The organism is Paenibacillus aurantiacus (genome assembly GCF_042431225.1).
GTDB classification, from domain to species: Bacteria; Bacillota; Bacilli; order Paenibacillales; family Paenibacillaceae; genus Paenibacillus_Z; species Paenibacillus_Z aurantiacus.
Genome location: NZ_JBHMDO010000017.1, coordinates 447,665 through 460,046, shown reverse-complemented (window position 1 = coordinate 460,046; position 12,382 = coordinate 447,665). Strand labels below are relative to the sequence as shown.

The 12,382-nt window shown below is 56.8% G+C and carries 7 protein-coding genes; 3 read left to right on the top strand and 4 right to left on the bottom strand.

Annotated elements, in window-relative coordinates; translation table 11 throughout:
• Positions 1-21: 21 nt before the first annotated feature.
• From ACFFSY_RS10775 to ACFFSY_RS10765, 3 genes are all read right to left on the bottom strand, one after another.
• On the bottom strand, positions 22-1,497 hold the full coding sequence (locus ACFFSY_RS10775) for a stalk domain-containing protein (protein WP_377493624.1): 1,476 nt from the start codon (positions 1,495-1,497) through the stop codon (positions 22-24).
• A 225-nt stretch (positions 1,498-1,722) separates the two neighbouring features.
• The gene (locus ACFFSY_RS10770; RefSeq protein WP_377493622.1) at positions 1,723-1,866 is read right to left on the bottom strand and encodes a hypothetical protein; all 144 of its coding nucleotides are present in this window, start codon (positions 1,864-1,866) and stop codon (positions 1,723-1,725) included.
• A 203-nt stretch (positions 1,867-2,069) separates the two neighbouring features.
• A complete protein-coding gene (locus ACFFSY_RS10765; protein WP_377493620.1) occupies positions 2,070-7,145 on the bottom strand; it encodes an S-layer homology domain-containing protein in 5,076 nt (1,691 codons plus the stop codon).
• Positions 7,146-7,479: 334 nt separating this feature from the next.
• Here ACFFSY_RS10765 and ACFFSY_RS10760 point away from each other — a divergent pair, with 334 nt between their 5' ends.
• A complete protein-coding gene (locus ACFFSY_RS10760) occupies positions 7,480-9,078 on the top strand; it encodes a xylulokinase (protein WP_377493618.1) in 1,599 nt (532 codons plus the stop codon).
• A 571-nt stretch (positions 9,079-9,649) separates the two neighbouring features.
• On the opposite strand, the gene ACFFSY_RS10755 is transcribed toward ACFFSY_RS10760, so the two are convergent.
• A complete protein-coding gene (locus ACFFSY_RS10755; protein WP_377493616.1) occupies positions 9,650-10,447 on the bottom strand; it encodes a DUF2935 domain-containing protein in 798 nt (265 codons plus the stop codon).
• Between the two features lie 258 nt (positions 10,448-10,705).
• Here ACFFSY_RS10755 and ACFFSY_RS10750 point away from each other — a divergent pair, with 258 nt between their 5' ends.
• Both ACFFSY_RS10750 and ACFFSY_RS10745 read left to right on the top strand, forming a co-directional pair.
• On the top strand, positions 10,706-11,548 hold the full coding sequence (locus ACFFSY_RS10750; protein ID WP_377493614.1) for a metallophosphoesterase family protein: 843 nt from the start codon (positions 10,706-10,708) through the stop codon (positions 11,546-11,548).
• On the top strand, positions 11,509-12,186 hold the full coding sequence (locus ACFFSY_RS10745) for a glycerol-3-phosphate responsive antiterminator (RefSeq protein WP_377493612.1): 678 nt from the start codon (positions 11,509-11,511) through the stop codon (positions 12,184-12,186). The genes ACFFSY_RS10750 and ACFFSY_RS10745 overlap by 40 nt, the downstream gene beginning before the upstream one ends.
• The last annotated feature ends 196 nt before the right edge of the window (positions 12,187-12,382 follow it).

The window sequence follows — 12,382 nt, the reverse complement described above, 5'->3', positions numbered from 1 at the left end:
TCACCTTGGAGAAATTCTCGCCTACTTGTACGTAATATTAATTTTCTCTTCCTGCTGGTTCCAATCGACTTTGGCGCCCAGCTGCTCGCTGACGAAGCGCAGAGGCAAGTATGAAGTGCCGGCCAGACTGAACGGTGTCGTGCCCGTATCGACGGATTTGCCGTTCAACGTCGTGACGCCCGTCTTGTAGTTAATCGTAATTGTGAGCGGCTCGGATGCTTGGCTGCTGCCCTTCAGGGTGACCAGCTTCTCGGTGGCGTTCCACGCAATGGTTGCCCCGAGCTTCTCGAAGATCGAACGCAGCGGCACGAACGTCTGGTTCGAACGCGCGACGACGCCGTTCGTTAATTCCACCGCTTCGCCGTTCAGGATCACCTCGATCGGCTTTTGCACCGGTACGGGCGTCCAATGCTCGAACTCGAAATCGCCATAGCCGAGCTCGGAGTTTTTGTTAATGCCGACACCCCACAGCGAGCCATCCGTCTTCTGGAAGAACAGCTGCCGGCCGCCGGCTTCCGCTGTATCCACGTCGGAGGCGATCAGCTTGAAGGCGGGATTCGCCGGCAATTTCTCGGTCTCGATCGACGTCATGTACAGCTTGCCGTTGTTCGTTAGCACGAGCAGCGCGCGCTCTACGACGTATGCGGCTTTGACGTCATTGATGGTCGTGATGCGAATCGGCGCTTGGGCGTGCCGAACCGTTGCGTCTGACCAGCCCGTCACTGTATTTCCCCAGAACCAAAGCCGGGATTGGCCGTCGATGGCGACAGCGGCATTAAAGGATTGAATATCCGTCAGGCCTTTGACCTGCTCCGGATTCGCGTCGGACTTGGCGACCTCTGTTGCAAGGCCCCATACCGTTCCGTCGTTCTTGAGCGCGAAGTTGTCCTGCAGCTCGACGATCCCGGTTAAGCCCGCAACCGGCTTAAGTGCCGTCTCTTCTCTCAATTTGCGCAGCACGGTGCCGTCCTTCTTCAGGAACAGCCACTGCTCACGCCATTGCTTCGGGTCGGCCTCGCCGTAATAGCTGATGTCCGTCACGCCCTCGAGGCCGGCCACTTTGGCAGCCTTGGCAGGAATCGGTTCGTACGTCTGCGGGTCGAACGGTATGCTGTAGACAGCGCCGGCTCCATCGACGATGTAGAAGAGATCGCCCGTCCAGACGGAAGTGGTCAGGCCGCTAACGCCCGCGACTTGGGCGGCCGTCGCTTTGCCGGTCTGCGGTGCGATCGTCCACAACCAAACGGTGTTGTCCTGCTTCAAGACGAGTCTGTTCGGGAACGCTTGTTTCACGCCGCTGAGCGCGTTCACCTGCGTCGGCACGGCGCGCTGCGCGATGCCCCAGACGCCCCAATTCCAGAAGGTGCCGTTATTCTTGACGATCGCGTTCGGTTCGTAATCTTGAATCGTCCCCCCGGCAGGCGCGGCGGTTACGGTTGCTGCGGCTTGCAGCGCGAGCGCGGATGTGATCATAAGCGAAACGATACGTTTTTTCATCGGAAATCATTGTCCTCCTTGTGTACGGTTGGATGGTAGGAATACAGATTAGACGGAAGAGACCGGCGAAAGGTTCCCAGTCTCTAGGGTGATCGCACAAAAAAATCATAAAGCATCGCTGGCGGTTATTGTCTACGTAAGCTTACCCGAAAGGATTCCCAATCCCAGCAGTTGTCTTCCGGAACGCAAAATAAAGAGCAGCCGGTCGGGGCTGCTCGTTCTATATTATTCGAGGCCGGTACTGTGCATCGGTGTCATGTCCCGGTAGTACAGCTCCTCCAAAATAATGGCCAGAAACGCGGCTTGTGTCTTTTTGTGCAGCGTTCGCGCTAACAGGTGCTGCAAGAACGAGTCTTCTACCGTCTCCAAAATGCGTATCTTCTTGTTTGCTCGCATAGGTGGGATCAGCCCTTCATCGAAGATCGAATATGGAATCTATTTACCACGAAGAGAGGTGGACGAAACAGGCTAGGCCGGCGGCAGAATTTTTGTCATCGTACGGATGGCGCTCATGGTTAAATGCAAGAAACCCTCAGGCAAGCCTGGCTACGGCTGTCTGAGGGTTCCTAGTATTATATTTTCGGCAGGACGATCGTGAAGTCCGCTGGATCCAGCTTACCACCCGTGGCCTGGAAGGTTAGTGGCTGGGGTAGTCGATGGTAGGTCACATAGTCGGATTCAAAATAACCGGCGATGCGGTATTGTCCATTGGTAAGCTGCAGCGTTATGTTGCCATTCTCGGGGGTGAATAAATAAGAATGATTAGCAAGGCCGCTTCCTTCCAGCGCGATTCTGATCTCATTCGCCGGTGACCCGTCGGACCATTGCACGGCAAGTTGTCCAGCGTAGGCAATACGGATCGCAAGCACGTTATCGTCCGTTACTTTCCCTTGGCTGACGGTTAGTGTCCGAAGCACGGGAATGACTTTACCGGTACTGGTTAAAATGACGTTCATGATTGCGTACTCCCCATCTGGAAGCCAACCCTTATATATCCCGTTGGCGATCTGGAGTTGAAGGAGCGTATGGTCATCTTTTTTCATAAGTGTCACTATGCCGTCCGCGACCGGCGTGCCGTCGATGTGGTCGACCAAGCCAAAGACGTTGGGTGCTTTGACGACCAATGCGATCGGGGCGGCAGTCCCATCTTTGACGGTAATCGCCACATTTAACGTGGTGGTGCTGTTATCTTGACGGTAATGGGTCAAGACGTAATTCCCGTCCGGCAGAGATAAGGAGAAGGCGCCGTCCATGACGGGAACATCAGCCTCGAGATCAACCCAAGTACCAGTTTCTTTTTTGACGAATACCCTGCCTCCCGAGACGGGCTGTCCGGTATCGTCCTTGACCGTGCCTTTGACGTTATCGAGAGGCAGCGCGATGGTAAGCTGAGCCGGATTCATGACTCCGCCTTGAATCGTGAAGGAGGTATTCAGCAATCCGCCCTCACCCGTTCTCGTGTCGACATAACGATCCAATTGATATAGGCCATCTGGAAGATCGCCCTGGATTTGGCCATTTCTAACGCTTAGTTTCGACTGAATCACCATGTTGCTTACATAGACTTCGATGAGCGCATTCTCAACCGGATCTCCGCCGATCGTGAACGTGCCCCTTACGTTCGGGCTAGGTACCTTTACCACTAGCGTTGGACTGACGGACCCGGTTGCCGGTATCGTGAACGGGACATTGACGGATATCCACTTGAGCTGGCCATACGAAAAATTCGTTATCTTATACGATCCGGCCGGGAGACGGAAGGTGAACTTCCCGTCTTGCGCTACCTCGTACATATGCGATACGGCTCTGTTCGGGTCTGCGCTTATGCTAGTTATCCCGATCATACCACCGCTAACTTCTTGGCCGTCGGCGGACTGAACAATGCCTGTCTGAGCGGCGGGAATATGGAAGATAAGCGGGTTGTCGCTTGGTGTGCCGTTCTTGACCGAGAACTCGAGGGAAAGCCCAATCAAATCATCCGCTCCAGTCAGAAAACGCGCGGTATAATCGCCGTCCGGCAGGTACGTACTGAATGCGCTGTTGCGGATCTGCACGTCATAGGACATGGCGGTGGTGATCGATATGACACGCATGAGACTCCGTTCGAGGTTAAGGGAACCCGGAGACTCGATTCGCCCGATGACATTGCTAGGTTGAATAAGAACATCGAGCGCTCCGCCGACGACTTGACCGCCGGCAACCGTGAACATGATGCCGAGCGTCGAGAATTCCCCGGTTCTCCATGTCTCGTAGCCTTTCACCTGATAGCGGCCATCTGGCAGATTGGCCGAGAATCGGCCTTCCCATACCGGAATGAATTGCTTCACGCTCGCTCCGCTGGCCGGCTCAATGACGAGATCAACCCCGGAGATGGCTTGATCCGTCGCTGCGTCTCGGAGCATCCCTTTCACGGAGCCCGTAATTTTGACCACTGGCGAAGCCGAACCGTTAACCGACAGCGGCAGGTTGACTGGAATGTCGTAGTATCCACCCGCGCTATAACTCACGATTTCATATTGACCATCCGGCAAGTACAGCCGGAACTTGCCGTTCTGTACGGTTACGTTCCGGATCGTTTCCGCGCCGCCGCCGGCCGATTGGATGCGGAGCGTTCTCACGTAAGGCAGCGTCTTCCCGTCTTCATCCGTGATCGTCCCGTTCACGTTCTGGCGCGGTACCGTCAGCGTAAGCTGAGCCTGATCGGCTTTACCTCCGGCGATCGTAATTCGGCCCAAAGGCATCGGATTGTCGATCACAGAGCTGTTATAACCGAAAGCGTAGGTACCATCTGGCAAGCTCGCCTCGAACTGGCCTTCCAGTACCGGCACGGAATGGATGCGGCCAGGAGCGTTTACATTCGTAAATCCAACATTCGCATATTCGGGATCCCCGTTCGCGTCCGATACGGTACCCTTCAGATTCGCGTCCGGAATCGTCAACTCAATCGTCTTGACCTCGGCGCCGATCTCTACCGGAACGTTCAAGGCAAAGTACCCGTGACCGTTGGTATAGGATTCGATCGTGTAGCTTCCTTCCGGCAGCGGCTCGCTCAAACGGCCGTCTACCACTTCTGAATTCGCGCTATAGCCCTGCGTGACAATATTTACATAGCCGTCCTCGGCCGGTCGGCCGCCATGGGTAACGACCGCGCGCAGATTCTCCGGAATTAAGGAGAAATCCGAGCTGCCTTCGACAAGTTTGCCGTCTTGAATGCTGAAGTTCGCATGAATCGGGAATGCGGTTCGTCCATTATCATAATGGCTTGCTTCATAGCTGCCATCCGGCAGATATAAAGAGAAGCTTCCGTTTACTACGAACCCGGCATAGTAATCGATCGTCTGGCTGGAAATCGTCACGGTACCGGATGCCACCGGCTGATTCTTCGCATCCTTCAGCGTACCCGTAAAGTTAGATTTCTCCACAGTAAGCGCAAGCGGTTGACTCTCGTTCGGCGCGACGGCGAAGACTTGATGGAGATTGCGGTGGATGCGTTTTGCCTCATCATGGTAAGTGTTCACTTCATATTCGCCGTGTGGCAAATACAGTCCGAACTTCCCGTCCTTCACCAGTGCACGGTATGTAGCGTCGTTATTCTTGTCGCTTATCATCAGCGTCCCGTTTGGCACGGCTTCCCCATCCGCGAATTGAACGGTACCCGAGGCGGTAAAGTCCGCCGTTACGTAGGCCGTGAAACTCAGCGATTCGCCGCCGACTAGCTTTCCTTCCCGCACGTCAAAAGAGTAATACAGCCCCGTCTCCGTCTTGGCCCCGGCACGCTCCATCAGTTTGGTGGCGCGGTAGCCGCCATCCGGAAGATAGAGGTTGAACCTCCCGCCGTCTACGCCGGTTTTGTACGTTTGGGATGCGCCATTCCCATCTATTCCTTCAATAACAAGATCCGATATCGCAAAGGCAGTGCCATCCTTTAACTTAACAGTGCCGGATACATTCGCCGTATTCTCGACCTTCAGCACCGCGGCCGAAGGAGCAGAGGCAGTGCTGCCGGTAACGAGATACAGCCGATAATCGCCTGGTTCGGCAGGGGCAGCCAGCTTCTTGGCGATGCCGTTGCCTTTCAGGCGGGTCATCTTCGAACCCTCCGCGAATGCTTTCGTATCCGCCGGCGCGAGCCAAACGGCAGTTCCGTAAGCCGGGGCGCTCTTCAGCGCAACCGTCGTGCCGCCACGAACGGTGCGGCTTGTGTCGAACAAGGCATCCGCCGGTCCGCTTGTCGTACCGCCTCCGCTGGAACCTCCACCGCCGGGCAGACCGCCGCCACCGCCGGGAACACCGCCACCGGGAGCGCCACCGCTGGTAGCGCCGCCAGCCGGCGTGCTTTCCGTTACAGGCTTGCCGCCGACCGTGACCGAAGTGCCGGCGGACAACTCAATGCGTCCCGGCTCCTGCTCCAGGGTAGAACCAAAAGCGGATACGATCGCCTTTCCGATCTCGCCTTGTCCTTTAACGGCAGTCGGTCCGTTCAGCCGCAACTCGCCGATCTTCGTTCCGGCCGCCAGCTGAAGCTTCGTATTCACCGATCCCTTGCCGACTTCGAACGCTGTGACGCTGCCCTTAAGGAGCGAGACGCCTGCATTCGATCCGCTGACTTGCACGCGGTCGAACGTCCCGCTGAGCGTGAATTCCCCTGATTCCTGACCGTCTGGGGCAATGACCGCGTTCGGGATCTCGCTTCCCGTCTGCTCGATGATCGCGGGAGATTGCAGTCTTAATTCTCCAGCTAGTTGGACGCCATCTGCGACGATCCGCACCGGGCTGCCCTCCTTGTCGACCACAGCGGCTGATGCTTCCGTGTCATGCAGGTGGATGCTGTTCGCGCCTCCGCCGTTTATGATCAACTTGCCCTTGACGGTGACGCCGTCCAAGGTGACGTCGCCTTCGCCTACCGCGCGATCAATGATAAGATCGCCCGCCACATCCGCGTTCTTCAGGACAACGTCCGTAGACGTGATTCGCACGGAACCGTCGATCTTCGAAGCGGCATCGAAGGTACCCGCTTGTCCGTACACGGTCTCCGGAACGGAGCTTGTCCGCTTGGTAAGCGCGCGCTCGAGGATGACGACCGTCTCCGCGCGCGTAGTCTTGGCCAGCAAGCCGAACGATCCGCTCGTCTGACCGACCATGATGCCGCCGTCCACAACCGCGCCTATAGCGCCCTTGCTCCAAGTCGGCGCGTTCGCCGCATCCTTCAATGCCACAGGAGGATCGACGTGCTTTAGTTGCAGTAGGTTCGCGATTAGCACCGCGATCTCCTGGCGCGTCATCGCGTCATTCGGGCGAAAACGGCCGTCAGATCCGCCTTTCATGTAGCCCGCCTTGGCGGCAATTGCGACCGCTGAAGCGAACCATTGTCCGGACTTCACATCTCGGTAGACGTCATTCCCCTTCTCGGTAAACCCGAAGGCGGCGTTGACCAGCGCCGCGACCTCGGCCCGAGTAATCAATTTGTTCGGCGAGATGCTGCCATCCGGCTGTCCCTTCAGCCAACCGTTATTCACCCACTTGGACAAGGTGTTCTCAGCCCAATGTCCCTTAGCATCCTGGACTGGCATTGCGGCAGCCGCGCCGATTCCAGGCGGGAGACTTAGCAGGCCTGCTAATAGCAGAGCTGCGACTCGTTTCGACTTCAACAACAAAATTACGCCCCTCTCATATTGAACCTCTGTTATCCTTTGTCATCTAATTCTACCAAATGAAACTATAGACCCACACAAAATAGTAGCAGGTGGGACTGGGACGTGCAAATTTAAACCAATTGAGGGATTAGTGCATCAGAAGATACACGTCCAGGCCGGCGAGCAGGACGGAACTGCGGGCATATCCTTTATGATGCCGAAACGCCGCGAATCGAAAAAAATTACAATTTTCTAGACTTTGATTCTATGGTAATATGGGTTACATATTTGCTAATATATTAATCAGTTAATTGGATTGGAAATCATGAATGATGATGGGGGATTAAGCATGAGTGTTGATGTGAAAAACGCCATTCAGAGCGGAAAAACCGTCCTTGGCATCGAACTGGGCTCCACGCGCATTAAAGCGGTGCTCATCGGCGAGGACCATACGTCAATCGCTTCCGGCGCACATGACTGGGAGAATAGCTTGGTGAACAATATTTGGACGTATAGCGTCGAAGAGATTTGGAAGGGCATTCAAGACAGCTATCGGAAGATGGCCGATGAGGTGAAGCGCCAGTACGGCGTCACGCTCCAGACGATCGGCGCGATCGGATTCAGCGGCATGATGCACGGCTACATGGCGTTCGACGAAGCTGGCGAGCTGCTCGTTCCGTTCCGCACATGGAGAAACAACCTGCAGGAGCAGGCGTCGGCCGAGCTGACTAAGCTGTTCAACTTCCACATTCCGCAGCGTTGGAGCATCGCGCACCTGTACCAGTCGATCCTGAATGGCGAAGAGCATGTCTCGAACATCCGATTCCAGACGACGCTTGCCGGCTACATTCATTGGAAGCTGACCGGCGAGAAGGTGCTTGGCGTCGGCGAAGCATCCGGCATGTTCCCGATCGATATTCATACGAAAGCCTTCAACGCGGCGATGATCGGCCAGTTCAACGAGCTGAACGCCTCTCGCAACCTGCCTTGGCAGCTGCAGGACATTCTGCCGCAAGTGCTGTCCGCGGGCGAGCGCGCAGGGGCGCTGACGGCGGAAGGGGCGCAACTGCTCGATCCGACAGGCGAGCTGCAAGCCGGCATCCCGCTCTGTCCGCCGGAAGGCGACGCCGGAACGGGCATGGTCGCGACGAACAGCATCGCGCAGCGGACCGGCAACGTATCGGCGGGCACGTCGGTATTCGCGATGGTCGTCCTGGAGAAGGAATTGTCCAAAGCCTATGACGAGATCGATCTGGTAACGACGCCGACCGGCAACCTGGTCGCGATGGCGCATTCCAACAACTGCTCCTCCGACCTGAACGCATGGGTCGGCCTGTTCGAGGAATTCGGCAAGGCGATGGGCATGAACCTGGACAAGAACGAGCTGTACGGCACGCTGTACAACCTCGCGCTCCAAGGCGATCCGGACTGCGGCGGCTTGCTCGCATACGGTTACCTCTCCGGCGAGCATATGACGCATTTCGAGGAAGGACGTCCGCTATTCGTACGTTCCTCGGGCAGCAATTTCAACCTGGCGAACTTCATGCGCGTGCATCTGTCCACGGCGCTCGGGGCGCTCAAGATCGGCATGGACATTCTGCTCAAGCAAGAAGCGGTCAAGCTGGACGAGATTCTCGGCCACGGCGGCTTGTTCAAGACGAAGGGCGTCGGCCAGCGCATCATGGCGGCCGCGCTGAACGTGCCGGTCTCCGTCATGGAGACGGCCGGCGAAGGCGGCGCGTGGGGCATTGCCCTGCTGGCGTCGTACATGGTCAACAAAGGCGAGGGCGAGACGCTCGAGCAATATCTGAATGATCGCGTGTTCGCGGGTCAGTCGGGCGAGAAGATCGCCCCGGATGCGAAGGACGTCGAAGGCTTCGAGGTCTTCATGGATCGCTACAAGCAGGGACTTGCGATCGAAAGAGCGGCCGTTACCCATCTGGCGTAAAATCGTCAAATTCGGTGGCACCAAGCGAATATTATAACCAAAGCCCGGAGAAGCGTGTCGTTACGCTCCTTCGGGCTTTTTGGTTGTTTAGGAAATTATGTGACCGTTCATGTTGTGTAAAACGTAAAGCGTATCCGCCGGAGCGGACGAAAGCGAAAGTTAGCATGGAGGTGCATCAAGTACAATACCTACAGGCCGCGTAGAAGGCAGGATGAATAGCGGTGTCCCTAGGTGAACGTTTTTCGAAGAAAAGCGATATCGGAAGCATAGTCTCAACCCTCTGGTTCCCCCTATGGAGGGAGCCGTGCTGTCAGGTTAAGGAAAAATGTCCGATGAAGCCACCCATGGCCTATAGTTGACAGTCTTATGTCTTAGAACTTCAAAACCCACTGAAGCTTTGTCCGCGAGGACAAAAGCGTGCCAGCTCGAAGCAACCCGCCGACCGCGAACAATGGTGGCTGCACGCAGAAGGGTGTCCAGAGGGCGAAGTCCTCTGGTTCCCCTCGGCGGAGGGGGAAGGGGCGAGGGTAAAACAAACGGGTTCTCGATGGGCGAAGCCCTTTCTCGACAGTTAAACCTCGATTCTAGGCTTGGCGGGATCGCACGACGGCGGCGGGACGGCCCCGCTTTGGGCAAGCTTCATGAGGTAGTAGCATTCCTCGCGAAACATATGGTCCGGCATGAGCGGGTTGATGCGGCTGAGCACCTCGGCGCTAAGATCGAGCTGCTCGATCTCGTGCAGGAAGCCCTTGAAGACGTTCATCTCCATATCCACGTCCCGGTGAAATTTCGCGATAGCCGGATAGTGCTCCCTCATTGTCCGCAGATAGCCCGCCAGCTCGACGGCCTTCAGATAGAATTGCTCGAAATGCCGCTCGAACTCCTTGCTCTTCTTCATGAGCCGTTTCTCGACGCCGTCCAGGTCGCTGGCGATCGCGCTCGCGTGACCTGCGGCATCGGGGAGCCAGAGGAGATCGTAATGGAGCGGATGGTAGACGGGAACCGCTTGGTTGTTTAGCAGCGCCTGCAGGATTTTGGCGTATTCGTCCAGCTCGTTGATCATGTGATTGAGAAAAGTGGGCGTCAGCGCCAGCTGAATGCGGTTCAGCAGCCGACGATCCAGCAAATTCAGCTTGAAGACGCGGAAGGCAGCGGCCGCTTCGGCGGCTTTGGCGTTGAGGGCTGCAAGCGAAGGTCCGCTCCCGCCTTGTCTCGCCTGACCCAGCAGATCATCGAATACCTGTTTGAACGAATCGGCCTTCCCGATATCCGCTTTCTCGCCCGGGGCCAAAGATTGAAGGATGAACCGCGCATGATCGCCAAGTATTTGAAGCCAGAATCGATGCTCGAACCACGCTTGCTCGGACATTAAGGTGCCTTCCTTTCCGCCCCCTCCCGGCCGGAGAGGCGTACCGTTGTTGTTATTGTCATAGCTACACTATGATGATGCGGCAGACGTTTATACGTGGTCAGGTCTCCGGTATTCGCCGCAGTTCGCTTCCGCCTAGCAGGTTCTCGTTCCCAACTTTACAAAATATTCGGACCAATCTAACGAAACGCCGACGTTTCCCCGGTAACATAGGAGGCGGACAATCTTATCGCGTGAAGCGGAAGGGGAGACGAACGCATGAAATTGCTGCTGATGGGAGATTTGCATTACCACGACATCGACGAAGCGGTCGAAGGATGGCAAGAGGCGCGGGCTGGTTTCTATGAATCGGTGCTGGAGCGGTTTCTGGACATGGATGCGGATTTCCATATCTCGCTCGGGGATTTGACGAATTACGGAACCACCACTGAGCTGTTGGAGGTCTATGAGCTGCTCCGCCGCAAGGAACGCAACTTCGTCCATGTGTTGGGCAATCACGATCTATATGCCCAGACTCGCCGCGAAGTGCTGGCGCTCACCGGGGGCCGGCGCTACCATGCGATCGATACGGAGCAAGCAACGCTCGTCTTCTTGGACACCGCCAAAGAGATGGATCATGCGGATTGGGGCGGCTGGCTCGACGACGAACAGCTGCATTGGTTCGAAGGCGTCGTGCAGGCGTCCGGCAACAAACCGCTGCTCGTATTCGGTCATCATCCGGTGTACCAAACAACGACGCGTTCGGAGACGGACAAAGGCTCCATTCACCCGAGCATCGATATGTGGCGCATCCTCCGTCGGAAGGAAGGCGTAGGCGTCTACTTCAACGGCCACACGCACGTCGATTCGATCGCGCGGCAGGAGAACTGGACGTTCGTGCAGCTGTCGGCGTGTATCGACCAGCACGGCTTCCGCGTCGTCGAGCTCGGCGAGCGGGATATCCGCATCACGGCCGTCGACTGCGACGACGCCGACATGGCGGCGCATGCCCGGAGGCTTCACGGCCTTATGCCGCATTTTCGCCACAACCCGGACGCACGCGGTCAAGCGGAGGAGCGGGAATGTCTCGTTGCTTGCCTGACGGCGCTGAACCCGCAATGAGCGAGCGGATCAAACCGCCCGCCATACGGGATGCCTTCTACGATCGGCTTGCCGCGAATCGGATGATCGCCTCGATCAAGGAGCCGAAGCATATCGAGGTGGCGCTGCGCCACAGGCACATCCTCAGCGGCGTCTTCCTTCTGACCGGCCATATCGGCGTGCTGAAGGGCTACGTCGATCTGTTCAACGAGCATGGACTGCCGGTCTTCCTTCATCTGGAGAAAATCGGGGGACTGAGCACCGACCACCACGGACTGGATTATTTGGCCAAGACGATCAAGCCGGCCGGCATCATTACGACGAAGACAACCGTCGTGCGTACCGCGAAGAAGATGGGGCTGATCACGATTCAGCGCTTCTTCCTCGTCGATTCGGAAGGGCTGGACAATATCGCCAAGAGCTTGAGCCAGACCGAACCGGACATCGTCGAGCTGATGCCGGCGCGCATTCCGGAGATGATCGGACTCGTCAAGACTTTCACGGATCTACCGATCATTACCGGCGGGCTGTTATATGAGACGGAGCATGCCCACCAATGTCTGAAACATGGCGCGACCGCGATCTCCGCGTCCAAGCCGGAGCTGTGGACAGCCGTCCATCAGCTGCGGGACGCCCGGAACGTCAGGCAGATGGCCTAGCCGGGTTGCTGAATGCCGCATTTCCAATCTGCAGTCCTGCATGTTGTAGATCAAACAACATAAAGCTGCGCGATAGCGAAGGAAGCGAAGGTGCTCTCCCCATTCGTATGAAGCTTTGTCCGGAAGGACAAAAGCGTGCCCAGCTCAAGCCGACCCGCCGACCGCGAACAATTGTGTTCGCACGAAGAGGGAGTCC

Bases quoted from the DNA above. Each gene is read 5' to 3' on its own strand.
- ACFFSY_RS10775 (WP_377493624.1), bottom strand. From the start codon at position 1,497: ATGAAAAAACGTATCGTTTCGCTTATGATCACATCCGCGCTCGCGCTG.
- ACFFSY_RS10760 (WP_377493618.1), top strand. From the start codon at position 7,480: ATGAGTGTTGATGTGAAAAACGCCATTCAGAGCGGAAAAACCGTCCTT.
- ACFFSY_RS10755 (WP_377493616.1), bottom strand. From the start codon at position 10,447: ATGTCCGAGCAAGCGTGGTTCGAGCATCGATTCTGGCTTCAAATACTT.
- ACFFSY_RS10750 (WP_377493614.1), top strand. From the start codon at position 10,706: ATGAAATTGCTGCTGATGGGAGATTTGCATTACCACGACATCGACGAA.
- ACFFSY_RS10745 (WP_377493612.1), top strand. From the start codon at position 11,509: ATGTCTCGTTGCTTGCCTGACGGCGCTGAACCCGCAATGAGCGAGCGG.